The following is a 13,895-nucleotide window of genomic DNA, read 5'->3' as shown; positions in this document are numbered from 1 at the left end:
GATGTTTATGATTCTTAGGAGATGGTATTCAGTGGAACAGGCACTTACAACTCGGCAAATTCGTTTGTGGCGTATGGCCATCTATTTTTATTTTGGTCTTTCTGGATTTGCCATGGCATCCTGGGTGGCCCAGACACCAAATATTCGTGATTCATTAGGTGTTTCAACAGCACAGATGGGCTGGATCATTTTTGGTCTTTCTACTGGTTCGATTATTGGCCTTCTTTGTGCAAGTCGTTTAATCACACGCTTTGGCGGTCGTGTCATTATGTTAGTAGGACTAGGGCTTAGTTCCACTGGGTTGATCACTGTGGGAATCGGTAGTTCATGGTTTCCTCATGTATTGATTGTTTTTGGTGGCTTAGCGCTTTTTGGGTTTGGTATTGGGATTTGTGATGTGTCGATGAATGTTGAAGGCACGGCGATTGAACAAACGGTAAAAAAGCCAATTTTGACGAGTTTTCATGCGGTATACAGTTTAGGGACGTTTTTTGGTGCGATGATTGGTTCCGTTGTCAATAATCTTCATGTGCCAATTATCATGCATTTATTGGTTATTGCTTTTACTGTATTCATCTTAATCATTTATTTCTTTCGCTTTATACCGGGAGGATCTGGTCAAGTTAAAAATGAGGATACCAATGGAACGACAGCGAAAGAGAGTCTCTCTGTTTGGAAAGAGCAACGGACGTTTTTGCTTGGCATCATCGTACTAGGAATGGCTTTTGCAGAAGGTTCTGCCGGGGATTGGTTGCCATTAGTCATTGTGGATGGGTATGACAAAACCGCCGCAGCTGGCTCTTTAATGTTTAGTTTATTTGTCGCGACCATGACGATTAGTCGCGCAGTGGGCGATATTCTCTTAGCTAAGTTTGGCAGGGTAGCAATTCTTAGAATCTCCGCCATTTCGGCAGCACTCGGGCTCATGATCGTCATTTTTAGTGGGAATTATTATGCGGCAGCTGTTGGAATTGTTCTTTGGGGATTTGGCTCAGCTTACGGTTTTCCGATTGGTTTATCTGCAGCTGGTGATAATCCACATGGTGTGGCGGCTCGAGTAGGAGCTGTCACAACGGTCGGTTATATGGCCTTTCTTGTTGGTCCTCCCATCTTAGGGGCTATCGCTGAATCAGTCGGTTTACTGCGGTCATTAATTTTTGTACTGATTGGTGTGACAGTTGCTGGATTGCTGGCACAGGCTGCGAAACCAGTTACATCAGATGTGAAGAAAATAGAAGAAAACACATTAGAGCAATAGAATTTTTAAAAATTGGTGTCTGACCCTAGTAGGCAAAATTGGGGATTTGGGCACTTTTTTTATGTAATGATAATGAAACCAGAGTGTCAGTCGCAAATAAATAAAGAGCTCTGATTTCCTTTCGATACGATAATTTTGTTAAAATTAGGGAATATAGAAATAGATGAAACGATTGAAAGGAGTTTTGATTTATGTCAAACATAGATGTCACAAATCCTGCGACTGGTGATGTAATCGAAACACTCAATATGCAAACAAATGATGAGATCGAAGCAGCGATTGCCCGAGGGCATCAGGCCTTTCAAGAATGGGCAAAAGTAGATGCACATGAAAGGGCTAGGCTCATTCTAGCTTGGAGTGCGAAAATACAAGAGAATAAAGAAGAATTAGCGAAATTAATGACTGCAGAAAACGGGAAGCCATTAAATGAAGCAAGAGGTGAAGTTGATTATTCTACCGCGTACTTAGATTGGTATGCGGAGGAAGCGAAACGAGTCTATGGCCGGACCATTCCAGCTAATACTGGCTCAAAACGAATCATTGTGACAAGAGAACCGATTGGCCTTGTAGCAGCCATTACCCCTTGGAATTTCCCAACAGCGATGATGGCAAGAAAGGCCGCACCTGCCTTAGCGGCTGGTTGTACTTTTATTGTTAAGCCAGCATCAGAAACCCCCTTGTCAGGTATGAAATTTATTGATTATGCGCACGAAGTCGGGATTCCGAAAGCAGCGATTCAATACGTCGTAGGAGAAGGAAAGGTCGTTGGTGAAATTTTTACGAGTAGTGAACTGATCCGTAAAATCACGTTCACAGGGTCGACTGCAGTTGGAAAGCAATTGATTGAGAATAGTTCCAAAAATATCCAGCATGTGACGATGGAGCTTGGTGGACATGCGCCCTTAATTGTGGCAGAAGATGCGGATATTGAACTGGCTGTTCAACAAACCGTTGCCGCTAAATTCCGAAATGCGGGGCAAACCTGTGTATGTGCAAATCGAATCATTGTTCATGAAAGGATTTTGGATGAGTTTACGGAAAAGTTTGTGTCGGAAGTGAAAAAACTTGAGGTTGGCAATGGTTTGCAAGAAGGCATTGATATTGGTCCGATTATTAATGAAAAAGGTTATACCAAAATCGTCGAACAAATTGAAGATGCAATTGCAGGAGGAGCTGAGGTGCTAGTTGGCAATCAGTTCCAAGTAAATGAAGAAAAAGGCTGTTTCTTTGTCGAGCCGACCGTTCTAAAGAATGTGACAACAGAGATGACAATTATGCATGAAGAAACATTTGGACCTGTTGCGCCTATTATTGGCTATAAAACATTAGATGAAGCGGTGGAATTAGCGAACGGTACGCCATATGGCTTAGCGGCATATTTCTTCACAAATGATTACCGAGTGGGAAATTATTTACATGATCATTTGCAATTTGGGATTATTGGTTGGAATGACGGTGGTCCATCTGCTGCTCATGCTCCTTTTGGGGGGATGAAGGAAAGTGGACTAGGCCGAGAAGGTGGAATTGAAGGGATTGAACCATATCTAGAGACGAAATATCTGTCGATTGGTGGTCTATAACATTTTGAGCAAGGAAGGTTTATGGGAATGAAAATAGCGGTAGGATCTAGAAACAAAGCAAAATTAACAGCGGTTGAGAATGTTTTACAAGCAACAGAAATAGAGTTTGATATTTATCCAATCGATGCCCTATCTGAAGTAAGTAGTATGCCTTTTTCAGATGAAGAAACAATGAAGGGGGCGATGAATCGCGCGGAATACTGTGCCCGCCAACAAGATATTGAGCTCGGCATTGGCTTAGAGGGAGGTGTAACGGAAACACCGGCAGGCCTCTTTCTAATCAATTGGGGTGCTCTGGCGGCAAGGGATCAGGAAACACTTGTAGCAGGAGGAGCCCGGATTAAGCTCCCAGAGGAAATTGCCGTAAGACTCAGAAATGGCGAAGAACTTGGTCTTGTGATGGATGATTTCTGTCAACGTGAAAACATCCGTCATGGCGAAGGAGCAATTGGTGTCTTTACCAATGGAATGGTCACGCGCGATTTAATGTTTACACATATTATGAAATTATTAGTTGGGCAGTATCAATATCAGTTATAAAGTATGTGAATTAACAAGAAGCCATTTTGCTTCATTGGCAAAATGGCTTCTTACTTGACCAATATATTACGGAACATTTTACTCTGTTTTAGCTAAGTTGTTTCGTCAAATTCGCCATCTCAATGGCAGCTACTGCAGTATCCCAACCTTTATTACCGGCTTTTGTTCCAGCACGCTCAATCGCTTGTTCAATTGTATTAGTCGTGAGAATACCAAAGATCACAGGAATACCAGACTGCAACCCTGTCTGTGAAATACCTTTTGCGGCTTCATTACATACATAATCGAAATGAGGAGTATCCCCGCGGATCACAGTTCCGAGGGTGATAATCGCATCATAATTGCCTGAATCTGCTAGTTTTTTTGCAATAAGCGAAATTTCAAAAGCTCCTGGGACCCAAGCGATATCCACATTTTCTTCTTTGACTCCATGCCGTTTGAATGCATCTTTAGCACCTGATAAAAGTTTGCCTGTAATAAATTCATTAAATCGACCTACGACAATCCCAATCTTTAGATCTGTTCCAATAACATGACCTTCAAATACATTTCCCATACATAATTCCTCCTAAAATATGAATAAATGTCCTAGTTTTTCTTTTTTTGTTTGTAAGTATCGACGATTTTCTTCCTTTATTGGCATTTGGATTGGAACACGTTCGATAATCTTTACTCCACAGTCTTCTATACTCGCAATCTTTTTCGGATTATTTGTTAGCAATCGTATATTTTGAACACCTAATTCTTTTAAAATTTCTGCACTTAGTCGATAATCACGTAAATCTGCTGCAAAGCCTAATTTTTCATTGGCTTCCACTGTATCGAATCCTTGCTCTTGTAAATTGTATGCTTTTAATTTATTGATCAAGCCAATTCCACGTCCCTCTTGCCGCATATACAGCAGTATCCCGCGCCCTTCTTTTTCTATTTGCTCAAGGGCAGCATGAAGTTGGGGGCCACAATCACAACGATGGGAACCGAGGATATCACCTGTCAAACATTCGGAATGAATACGTGCCAATATCGGTTCATCTGTATGCAGGTCACCTTTTATAAGGGCAAGATGTTCCTGTCCTGTTATCTTCTCCGAATAACCAACTAGTCGAAAATGACCATATTCTGTTGGCAGATTAATTTCAGTTTCGCGAATGATTAAAGATTCTTGTTGTTCCCGGTAATCTACCAAATCTTGAATTGTAATCAGTTTAAGGTCTAATTCCTTTGCTATAAGCTGTAAATCTGGTGTGCGTGCCATCGTCCCATCATCATTCATAATTTCACAAATCACTCCGGCTGGTGAATGTCCTGCTAATTTAGCAAGATCGACGGCAGCCTCCGTATGCCCTTTACGTTGTAATACACCGCCATTTTTCGCAATAAGAGGAAAAATGTGCCCTGGTCGAACAAAGTCTTGTGCCCCAGCTTCCTTTTTCATCATTGCTTCGATCGTTTTTGCTCGTTCAAACGCACTAATACCTGTACGGGTAGAACAATGATCAATACTAATCGTAAAGGCTGTTCCATAACCTTCTGTAGGTTGATCAGTCATTAATTTTAATTCGAGCTGTTGCGCTTTTTCCTCTATAATAGGGACGCAGATAAGTCCTCTTCCGAACTTTGCCATTACATTTATCATCTCGGGGGTGACTAGATCAGCTAGACCAATAAAGTCGCCTTCATTTTCTCGATCCTCATCATCCACAACAATCACAACTTTGCCTTTTTGTAAGTCGCTTATGGCATCTTCTATTGAATCAAACATGTTTGTCACCTTTCCTTAAAAGAATCCGTTACGTTGCAAGAAATCTTTTGTCAAACTTTGCTGTTTTTCCTTGGTTTGAAATACCATCTGTTCTACGTATTTTCCCAATACATCACATTCCAAATTGACTACATCCCCGATTTCTTTGTTCACTAATCCTGTTTTTTCTTGGGTATGGGGAATCAGAGAAATGGTCACCTGATTGTCTTCCACTTTAAAAATCGTTAACGAAGTCCCATCCAATGCGATGGAGCCTTTCGGTAATAAATACATCCTCCATTCATCAGGAACAGAGAGTGTCATGTATAAAGCATTTTCCACTTTGGACTTTGAATGCACAACCGCAATTCCGTCCACATGGCCTGTAACAAAATGGCCGCCAAGCCGATCTTGAAGTGAAAGAGCACGTTCTAAATTGACAACACTACCAGTTTTTAATCTTTGTAAAGAGGTGGTGTGAAACGTTTCTGGCATCACATCTACGCTAAAATGATCAGAGGAAAAATGAGTGACCGTCAAGCAGACACCGTTCACAGCAATACTGTGCCCTAGCTCCATATCTTGCAAAATAGTATGAGCTGTAATCTCCAACTTTAGAGATTGTGGTCGGGTTTGAATCTGTGCAATGATGCCAATTTCTTCAATGATCCCTGTAAACATTTTGTTCACTTCCTTTTGGTAAAGCTGTGATTTTGATATCAGGGCCAATCATTTCTACGTTTTCAAATGTGAAAGAACGAGCTTCTGACATGGAAAGTAGATTTTCACCTGTAATCGATGAGAGGGATTGTTTTCCTCCTAATAATTTGGGGGCAACATAGACAATAACCTTTTGGATTTTTTGTAATTTTAAAAAGGCAGCATGTATCGTTGCTCCACCTTCAACCAACAACGTCATAATATTGTGCTTCGCTAATTCATTTAAAATCTCAGGAACAGAAATTCTCTCAGTTGCCAAGCGGACGACTTTAACCTGGCTTCCTTGTTCAAGCTGTTGTTGTCTTTTGCTTGCCGCTTGCTGTCCGCAAAAAATTAGCGTTGTTGCTTCATCGTTTTGCACGATTTGGCTATTGATTGGTGTCCGCAAATGTGTATCTAAAATAACTCGAATAGAATTTTTTCCACCTTGGGGCAATCTGGTGGTGAGAAGAGGGTCATCGTGAAGAATCGTCTGCACACCGACTAAAATCGCATCATGTGCAGCTCGAAGTAAATGAACATCAAGTCGTGCTTGGTCACTTGTGATCCATCTACTATCTCCAGTTGCTGTAGCTATTTTTCCGTCTAATGTCATTGCTATTTTCATCGTAACGTAAGGTTGTTTTGTTTGAATATAGTGAAAAAATGGTGCATATAGTTGGGCAGCTTCTTGCCTGCAGAGACCAACATCCACTTGAATCATGGCCTCTTCCATGCGTTGAATCCCCTTACCTGCAACAAGGGGATTGGGATCTTGGGCTGCAATCCATACATGTTTAATTCCATAAGCTATTACGGCATCTGCACATGGAGGAGTTTTTCCCATATGGGCGCAAGGCTCTAAAGTAACGTAAAGATCTGCGTCACGAGCCTCGTCTCCAGCCATTTGCAGGGCTATCTGTTCTGCATGAGCCTCACCAGCCTTTAAGTGTGCGCCCATGCCGATGACTTGGCCGTTCTTCACGACAACCGCCCCTACAGGGGGATTGGGTGATGTCTGACCCGCAACTGTGCGCGCTAAGGATAAGGCTAACTCCATATAATTTTCCTTTAACACAACCTGTCAACACTCCATTATCAGTATTCCTTACGAACGAATGAAAATAAAAAAGCCCCGCAAACATAGTAACGGGGCTTTTAGACACACTTAAATAAACATAGGTCTACAAATGACTTTCAGCGTTTCTGAATAGCAGCCGTTCAAAAAATAGAGTAAACTTTTTAACTTCCATTTTGAACATGTACTAATAAAACAGAAAACAACTGAATAAATGCTTAAAAAAACGCATAGAAAAATAGACTTTGTTAGATTCTCCTTCTCCCATCCAGACTTTCACTGTCGGTTTTGGAATTTCACCAAATCCACCTTCTGCTTATAAAAAGCATCCGGGTCACGGACTAAGAGCATGATTGCCCATCACCGCCGGTAGGGAATTTCACCCTGCCCCGAAGGAATATATTCGATTACAAAACAGGTTATCATACTGCTTAACAAAGAATCAAGAGGAAAAATAACAAATTTTCCTCGAACTTCTGATTTCTCCCCAAAGGAGATCATGGAATATTCGTTTATTCAAAAATGTAAGACAAAGCTTTTACAGCTTGATCCACATTTTCCACGGTTATATTGGCTTTTTCTGATAACTCTTTTAAAGGATGATGTAATCCTTCTGGCCGAACTAGAATAAGGGGTTTATTCATCGCTATCGCGGTACTTGCATCCATTGCTGTATTCCATTGTCGATATTTCTCTCCGAAAAGAGCGACTACGATATCTGCTTTTTTCAATAAGACCTCTGTGCGCAGGTTATTAAAACTTGAAGCAGCGGCATCACGAAACACGGCATTTGGTTGCTCGCCAAGAATTTCTTCACCAATCCCATCTGAGCGATCATGATCTTCCATGGGTCCAACAAAATCAATGGGGAGATCTAAAGTTTCCGCCTTTTTCTTAATGTCTGACCGCCATTCACTATGAATTTCACCAGCTAGATAAACGATTAATCTCAAACTGATTCCCTCCTTATATGATATAACTTCCATTTTAGCAGTTTCTTGACAGATATGCCTACAAAAGGAATTTCTTGTGAAAGGCTTGTCAATGTATTTTTGTTAATAGTATGATGGAACTAGATTTTTTAGGTCTAGGGGGAAACAAAATGTTTAAAAAAGCGATGACCTGTGCAATGATGCTATGTAGTATGCTACTCATTGCTGCTTGTGAAGCATCCATTGATAAAGAACAGAGAAAAGCTGTAGAACAAGCCGAAAAGGCTTTTGATAAAGAGCCGGAAGAAGCAAATCAAGAGATACAATCGATTGCGTTCTATTTACCTTCTGGCATGTCGATAAAAGATGATAAACCCAATAATATTATACTTGATAAGCAAGACCATCCTTATATCCTTTTTTATAACCCAAACGAAGAGGAAGATAGTCAAGCTTTATATAATTTGTTAATCGATACTGACGATTCCTTAATTATCAATCAGACATTTACTAAAGATGATCGTTTTGGCTATCTCGTCATTACAGAAATCGAAGAAGAAGAGACTTATGAAGTAACTGCTGGAATTGGTGGAACAAAAGCAACGACTGAATCAGCTGTACAGAATGTATCCGAAGATGCAAAACTTCTAATGGATATTGTTCGTTCAAGCCGGGTAGAATAGAGATGTTTACGGGGAGGGCCTTAGTAGGTGGCCCTCTTTTTGCATTCTGGAGATGTTTTTTTAAAAAAAGGATAGACAAAAACGATAACTGTCTTTACACTAGTTAATTATAATGGTTGACAAGGGGGCAGGGAGATGGGGTTTTTAGAAAAGAAGGGTGTACGGGTTTCAGTTAAAACTTATTTAGTCGATGCCTTGAGTTATATGGCGTTAGGGTTATTTTCCTCTCTAATTATTGGCTTAATTATAAAAACAGTTGGTGAGCAACTGGGTTGGCCGCTTTTTGTAGAAATGGGCCAAGTGGCAATGGAGTTAATGGGACCGGCAATCGGAGCTGCGATTGCGGTTGGGCTTGGCGCACCACCACTTGTGATCTTTGCAGCGGTCGCCACTGGTGCAGCAGGAGATGCCCTTGGAGGAGGACCAGTGGGGAGTTATCTTGCGGCCCTCATCTCGGTTGAAATTGGGAAGCTTGTCAGTAAGGAAACGAAAATAGATATTATTGTGACTCCTTTTGTGACAATTTTCACAGGTTTTCTGGTCGCAAAATTTATTGGGCCAACGATCGGACAATTCTTAACCGTGTTCGGCAGCTGGATTGTCTGGGCAACAGAGCAAAAGCCAATTTTAATGGGAATCCTTGTGGCGACTTTAATGGGACTTGCATTAACAGCGCCAATATCAAGCGCAGCTATCGCGCTTATGCTTGATTTAAGTGGATTGGCAGCTGGGGCAGCAACGATTGGGTGTTGCGCACAAATGGTTGGTTTTGCGGTGTCTAGCTTTCGTGAGAACAAGATGGGTGGATTGTTAGCGATTGGGATTGGTACATCTATGCTACAAGTGCCGAATATTATCCGCTATCCCTTGATTTTAATTCCACCAACAGTTGCGGGGATTGTGATCGCACCGTTTGCTACGACCATTTGGCCGATGACAAGTAATGCAGCAGGAGCTGGCATGGGAACGAGTGGATTTGTCGGCCAAATCATGACCTTTCAAACAATGGGTTTTTCCATCACAGTGCTAGTCCAAGTCATTGTATTACATCTTTTGGCTCCAGCTGTGATAAGCTTATGTTTATCAGAATTTATGAGGAAAATGGGCTGGATCAAACCAGGTCAAATGCTAATCAATACTGGAGGGAAATAAAATGGAAAAACTACAATCCATAGAAGAATTTGAACAATTGAAAAAGGAAGAACGGGCGATCTTTATGTTTTCTGCTGATTGGTGCCCAGATTGTACCTTTATTGAGCCGTTCTTGCCAAGATTAGAGGCGGATTACCCAGAGTATATATTCAAGTATGTGGATCGTGATCAATTTATTGATCTCTGTAGTCAATTGGATATCTTTGGGATCCCAAGCTTTGTTGCCTTCCATAATGGTGAGGAAGCAGGTCGCTTCGTGAGCAAGGACCGGAAGACCTTAGAAGAAATCGAAGACTTTATCAATGAACTTGCGGAATAATGAAGTAAGAAGACCCCTTACTCCCTGAATAATTTAAAACAGGGAGGCATGATATGGAAATATCTACGATGAATCAAAGAATCCAGTCTTATATATCGCAGGACTGGATTTTTGTGTGGAGAAAGAAAATCTTCATTCCCAAACTTTGAGACTCTGGCCTATTTTGTGTAAAATAAACATAATGTAATGTCCCAAAGGAGGGGAGTGGTATGAAAATGGATGAAAAGAAAATGAGAAGAGCACTGGAACAGCGCCTTAAACAGCCGGGGCGTTTGTTCAAATATGATCGAGAAACGGAAACAGTGCGTGTTGAAAATGAAGAAACGGGCAAAGGACTGGATATTGCCTTGTCTCCTCTGGTTGCCAAGTGGCATGTGCGTAACGACAAGGCGATTGATGAAGTGGAGTATTACGTGGAAGAGGCGCTCAAAGTGATGGGCAAAGATCAAGAAGTCGCTGGTCAGGAGAAGAAAATCTATCCTGTTATTCGTTCAACGTCATTCCCGAAAGAAACTGGGGAGGGTGTACCGTTTTTTACAGATGATCATACCGCAGAAACAAGAATTTATTATGCGCTTGATCTTGGGAAGACGTATCGCCTGTTGGATGAGCACATTATAAAAAAAGAAAGGCTTGATCCCCAAAAAGTGCGGGAAATGGCGCGCTTTAATGTTCGTTCCCTTCCTGTGAAACTGAAAAAAGATACATTGCGTGGAAATGATTTTTACTTCTTAAATACCAATGATGGCTATGATGCCAGCCGGATTTTAAATGAAAAGTTTTTGCAAGAAAAAGCAGAAACCATTGAGGGAGACATGATTGTCGCCGTCCCTCATCAGGATGTACTAATCATTGGGGATATTCGCAATACAACCGGTTATGATATTTTATCCGAATTAACGATGAGTTTTTTTACAACTGGAAAAGTGCCTATTACGGCGTTATCCTTTACATATGAAGAGGGAAAGCTGGAGCCAATTTTTATCCTGGCACAAGATCAAAAAAAGTCCAAGAAGAAGGAGAAGGAGAAGGAATAAATGAATGTTTTCTATAACTTAAAAGGGGTTGGCGATACTTTATTAATCGCTATTCAAGAAACGGACCATCCGACCTTTGAACGTAAAGGCGATGTGGCGCGGATTTTTGATGAAAAGACCAAGCAAACGAGCGGCTTCAATCTTTTTCAGGCTTCCGGGTATCTGCAAGTGGAAGCCAATGGACAAGTGGAATTAACGGAAGAGCTTGTGGAAAAAATCAATACCGCAATCATGAAAAATGGCTTTGACGAGCAACTTGAAGCAGATTTCACTCCAAAATTTGTTGTCGGGTTTGTAAAAACAAAAGAGAAACATCCAAATGCAGATAAATTAAATATTTGCAAGGTCGATGTAGGGACAGAGGAACTGCAAATTGTTTGTGGCGCACCGAATGTCGATGCAGGACAAAAAGTAGTTGTGGCAAAAGTGGGTGCTGTCATGCCAAGTGGAATGATGATTAAAGATGCAGAGCTTCGAGGGGTTCCATCAAGCGGAATGATTTGTTCTGCCAAGGAATTAGACTTGCCGAATGCCCCTAAGGAAAAGGGGATTTTGGTACTAGAGGCAGCTGCCTATGAAGTTGGACAAGCGTTTCAATCATAACGAATCAAGAGAGGCAGAAAGAGCCTCTCTTTTTTATAAGGTAAGAAAGTATAAATTTTGGCTAATGCTTGATCCAGCTCCAGCGCCCATCGACTAGCAAACTTTCGGTGCCTTCCTACGATAAGTCAACATCAGCTCGCCTTATCAGGCTCACTGTGTTTCCTTTATCTCGTCAGGCCCCTAAAAAGTTTGTACGTCGCTAAACGGGCGCTTGCGCTTTTCTTAATTCAGAAATGGCTTGCGAAAGTCCTTTATTATGGTAAAATTTTGAGTGGCTTGACTTTGATGAGAGTTCAAGGTCGAATACAATATAATAGAGGTGTTCGTTTGAAAACTTATTCACTAAAAGAACAATGGTTTGGGAATGTGAAGGGGGATATTTTATCAGGCATTGTGGTGGCTCTCGCCCTGATCCCAGAAGCCATTGCCTTTTCCATTATTGCTGGTGTGGATCCGATGGTGGGGCTATATGCATCCTTTACCATGGCGGTTGTAATTTCGTTTGCCGGTGGTCGGCCAGCGATGATTTCGGCTGCTACAGGGGCGATGGCCTTGGTGGCGGTTTCACTAGTGGCAGATCATGGATTACAGTATTTACTCGCGGCTACGATTTTAACAGGTGTGCTGCAAATTGTATTTGGTGTTTTTAAATTGGCAAGATTTATGAAGTATGTCCCGCGCTCTGTTATGATTGGCTTTGTTAATGCCCTAGCCATTCTTATTTTTATGGCACAACTAGAACATTTTGTTGGTGAAAAATGGTCTATGTATCTTATGGTCGCAGGCGCTTTAGCGATTATCTATTTATTTCCTAAACTAACAAAAGCCGTACCTTCCCCCTTGATTGCGATCATCGTCATTACGATCATTGCGATTTTAACGAATAGTGGTGTGCGGACGGTAGGTGATATGGGGAATTTGACATCTGCTTTGCCTACTTTTCTAATCCCGGATATTCCTTTTAATTTTGAAACATTGAAAATTATCTTTCCTTATTCTCTTTCGCTCGCATTAGTGGGTTTATTGGAATCCTTATTAACTGCTTCGATTGTCGATGATATGACAGATACATCAAGCAATAAACATCGTGAGACACGGGGACAGGGAATTGCAAATATTGTAACAGGATTTTTCGGTGGAATGGCTGGATGTGCCATGATAGGGCAGTCTGTCATTAATGTAAAATCTGGTGGAAGAGGAAGACTCTCAACCTTTGTGGCGGGTGCCTTTCTGCTATTTTTAATTCTTGTACTTGGAAATGTGGTTGTGCAAATCCCGATGGCTGCACTCGTTGGGGTTATGTTCATGGTTTCTATTGGAACATTTGATTGGGCAGCCTTGAAAAATCTACGCAAAACCCCAATCACAGATTCAATTGTGATGATCGTAACCGTCATTACGGTTGTCGCTACGGGCGATCTTTCCAAAGGTGTATTAGCCGGCGTAATTCTAAGTGCTGTTTTCTTTGTTGTTAAGATTTCGAAATTAAAAATCAGCTCAACGCAGAAAGACAATAAGCGAATTTATACAGTCAACGGACAAGTCTTCTTCGCTTCTGTAGAGGAGTTGATTGATTCGATTGACGTGCATACTCCTGAGAAAGAAATTGTGATTGACTTTAGTCAAGCACATGTATGGGATGACTCTGGGGTTGCAGCAATTGATAAAATTGTTTTAAAATTGGAAGAAAGTGGTAAAAGTATTCAGTTAACTGGTTTCGACAAGCTGAGTTCAAATCTAGTTAAACGCTTGGCCATTCATAGTAAAGTGGACGTTTGAGTTTCACTTTAGAGGAGGAGTAGTACGTGTATAAAAGAATTTTATTAGCCGCAGATGGATCCGAATACTCATTGCGAGCGGCGGGAGAAACTGTAAAAATCGCGATGCTATCAAATGAAGTAGAAGTAGAAATTGTCTTTGTGATGGATTATTCTAAAGCGAAATCCGATATCCTTCACAGTAAAGACCCTGAAGTTTTAGAATTTGAAAGACGTCAAAAGTTACTTCCAATAGAAGAATATTTTAAGCGAGAGGGCGTTAAGTATAAAACAACCATGTTGCATGGAGATCCAGGACCTGTCATTGTCGAATACGCCAACAAGCAATCCTGTGACCTAGTAGTTGTTGGAAGTCGGGGGTTAAATAGCTTACAAGAAATGGTGCTTGGTAGTGTCAGTCATAAAATTGCTAAGCGAGTTGAATGTCCTGTATTGATTGTGAAGTAGTAAGATTAGTAGATTGACGATAAAAAACTCTTCAGGCAGAAGCTTGAA

15 protein-coding genes and 1 riboswitch are annotated in these 13,895 nt (G+C 41.2%); of the genes, 10 read left to right on the top strand and 5 right to left on the bottom strand.

Annotated features, from left to right (window positions below):
- Positions 1–31 precede the first annotated feature (31 nt).
- From IPU53_RS05090 to IPU53_RS05080, 3 genes are all read left to right on the top strand, one after another.
- The gene (locus IPU53_RS05090) at positions 32–1,258 is read left to right on the top strand and encodes an MFS transporter (protein WP_313886447.1); all 1,227 of its coding nucleotides are present in this window, start codon (positions 32–34) and stop codon (positions 1,256–1,258) included.
- Positions 1,259–1,449: 191 nt separating this feature from the next.
- Positions 1,450–2,838 carry an NAD-dependent succinate-semialdehyde dehydrogenase gene (locus tag IPU53_RS05085; protein WP_207448548.1) on the top strand — a complete coding sequence of 463 codons (1,389 nt, stop codon included), beginning with the start codon at positions 1,450–1,452 and terminating at the stop codon, positions 2,836–2,838.
- A gap of 27 nt (positions 2,839–2,865) precedes the next feature.
- Positions 2,866–3,378, top strand: coding sequence for a DUF84 family protein (locus tag IPU53_RS05080; protein ID WP_207448546.1), 513 nt, complete (start codon positions 2,866–2,868; stop codon positions 3,376–3,378).
- Positions 3,379–3,466: 88 nt separating this feature from the next.
- On the opposite strand, the gene ribH is transcribed toward IPU53_RS05080, so the two are convergent.
- The 5 genes from ribH to IPU53_RS05055 all read right to left on the bottom strand — a co-directional run bounded on the left by ribH (position 3,467) and on the right by IPU53_RS05055 (position 7,849).
- The gene (ribH, locus tag IPU53_RS05075; protein WP_207448545.1) at positions 3,467–3,934 is read right to left on the bottom strand and encodes a 6,7-dimethyl-8-ribityllumazine synthase; all 468 of its coding nucleotides are present in this window, start codon (positions 3,932–3,934) and stop codon (positions 3,467–3,469) included.
- Positions 3,935–3,946: 12 nt separating this feature from the next.
- On the bottom strand, positions 3,947–5,140 hold the full coding sequence (locus tag IPU53_RS05070) for a bifunctional 3,4-dihydroxy-2-butanone-4-phosphate synthase/GTP cyclohydrolase II (protein ID WP_207448543.1): 1,194 nt from the start codon (positions 5,138–5,140) through the stop codon (positions 3,947–3,949).
- A 15-nt stretch (positions 5,141–5,155) separates the two neighbouring features.
- On the bottom strand, positions 5,156–5,800 hold the full coding sequence (ribE, locus tag IPU53_RS05065) for a riboflavin synthase (protein WP_207448541.1): 645 nt from the start codon (positions 5,798–5,800) through the stop codon (positions 5,156–5,158).
- A complete protein-coding gene (ribD, locus tag IPU53_RS05060) occupies positions 5,781–6,896 on the bottom strand; it encodes a bifunctional diaminohydroxyphosphoribosylaminopyrimidine deaminase/5-amino-6-(5-phosphoribosylamino)uracil reductase RibD (RefSeq protein WP_313886446.1) in 1,116 nt (371 codons plus the stop codon). The genes ribE and ribD overlap by 20 nt, the downstream gene beginning before the upstream one ends.
- A 252-nt stretch (positions 6,897–7,148) precedes the next feature.
- Positions 7,149–7,297, bottom strand: a riboswitch (FMN riboswitch).
- Positions 7,298–7,408: 111 nt separating this feature from the next.
- Positions 7,409–7,849, bottom strand: coding sequence for a YtoQ family protein (locus tag IPU53_RS05055; RefSeq protein ID WP_207448539.1), 441 nt, complete (start codon positions 7,847–7,849; stop codon positions 7,409–7,411).
- A gap of 149 nt (positions 7,850–7,998) precedes the next feature.
- On the opposite strand from IPU53_RS05055, the gene IPU53_RS05050 reads away from it, so the two are divergent.
- The 7 genes from IPU53_RS05050 to IPU53_RS05020 all read left to right on the top strand — a co-directional run bounded on the left by IPU53_RS05050 (position 7,999) and on the right by IPU53_RS05020 (position 13,847).
- Complete coding sequence (locus IPU53_RS05050) at positions 7,999–8,511, top strand: hypothetical protein (protein WP_207448537.1); 513 nt, start codon at positions 7,999–8,001, stop codon at positions 8,509–8,511.
- A 135-nt stretch (positions 8,512–8,646) separates the two neighbouring features.
- Positions 8,647–9,663 (top strand): PTS transporter subunit IIC, encoded by a 1,017-nt coding sequence (locus IPU53_RS05045; RefSeq protein ID WP_207448535.1) that lies wholly within the window; start codon positions 8,647–8,649, stop codon positions 9,661–9,663.
- 1 nt (position 9,664) lies between these two features.
- Complete coding sequence (locus IPU53_RS05040) at positions 9,665–9,982, top strand: thioredoxin family protein (RefSeq protein ID WP_207448533.1); 318 nt, start codon at positions 9,665–9,667, stop codon at positions 9,980–9,982.
- Positions 9,983–10,197: 215 nt separating this feature from the next.
- A complete protein-coding gene (locus tag IPU53_RS05035; protein ID WP_207448708.1) occupies positions 10,198–11,019 on the top strand; it encodes a DUF1444 domain-containing protein in 822 nt (273 codons plus the stop codon).
- Positions 11,020–11,622: a YtpR family tRNA-binding protein gene (gene ytpR, locus IPU53_RS05030; protein ID WP_207448531.1), complete on the top strand. Its 603-nt coding sequence runs from the start codon at positions 11,020–11,022 to the stop codon at positions 11,620–11,622. It begins immediately after the preceding gene.
- Positions 11,623–11,949: 327 nt separating this feature from the next.
- Complete coding sequence (locus tag IPU53_RS05025; RefSeq protein WP_207448529.1) at positions 11,950–13,401, top strand: SulP family inorganic anion transporter; 1,452 nt, start codon at positions 11,950–11,952, stop codon at positions 13,399–13,401.
- A gap of 26 nt (positions 13,402–13,427) precedes the next feature.
- Complete coding sequence (locus IPU53_RS05020; protein ID WP_207448527.1) at positions 13,428–13,847, top strand: universal stress protein; 420 nt, start codon at positions 13,428–13,430, stop codon at positions 13,845–13,847.
- The last annotated feature ends 48 nt before the right edge of the window (positions 13,848–13,895 follow it).

Origin of the sequence: Bacillus sp. SD088 (genome assembly GCF_017355205.1) — a bacterium.
Taxonomy (GTDB): Bacteria; Bacillota; Bacilli; order Bacillales; family Bacillaceae_C; genus Lederbergia.
Note: the sequence above shows the minus strand (reverse complement) of the source record. Positions and strands in the feature narration are given on the sequence as shown.

Excerpts from the sequence above, each read along its gene's own strand:
- IPU53_RS05035 (WP_207448708.1), top strand. The coding sequence starts at position 10,198 with ATGGATGAAAAGAAAATGAGAAGAGCACTGGAACAGCGCCTTAAACAG.
- ribH (WP_207448545.1), bottom strand. The coding sequence starts at position 3,934 with ATGGGAAATGTATTTGAAGGTCATGTTATTGGAACAGATCTAAAGATT.
- IPU53_RS05040 (WP_207448533.1), top strand. The coding sequence starts at position 9,665 with ATGGAAAAACTACAATCCATAGAAGAATTTGAACAATTGAAAAAGGAA.
- IPU53_RS05085 (WP_207448548.1), top strand. The coding sequence starts at position 1,450 with ATGTCAAACATAGATGTCACAAATCCTGCGACTGGTGATGTAATCGAA.
- IPU53_RS05070 (WP_207448543.1), bottom strand. The coding sequence starts at position 5,140 with ATGTTTGATTCAATAGAAGATGCCATAAGCGACTTACAAAAAGGCAAA.
- IPU53_RS05050 (WP_207448537.1), top strand. The coding sequence starts at position 7,999 with ATGTTTAAAAAAGCGATGACCTGTGCAATGATGCTATGTAGTATGCTA.
- ribE (WP_207448541.1), bottom strand. The coding sequence starts at position 5,800 with ATGTTTACAGGGATCATTGAAGAAATTGGCATCATTGCACAGATTCAA.
- ytpR (WP_207448531.1), top strand. The coding sequence starts at position 11,020 with ATGAATGTTTTCTATAACTTAAAAGGGGTTGGCGATACTTTATTAATC.
- IPU53_RS05045 (WP_207448535.1), top strand. The coding sequence starts at position 8,647 with ATGGGGTTTTTAGAAAAGAAGGGTGTACGGGTTTCAGTTAAAACTTAT.
- IPU53_RS05080 (WP_207448546.1), top strand. The coding sequence starts at position 2,866 with ATGAAAATAGCGGTAGGATCTAGAAACAAAGCAAAATTAACAGCGGTT.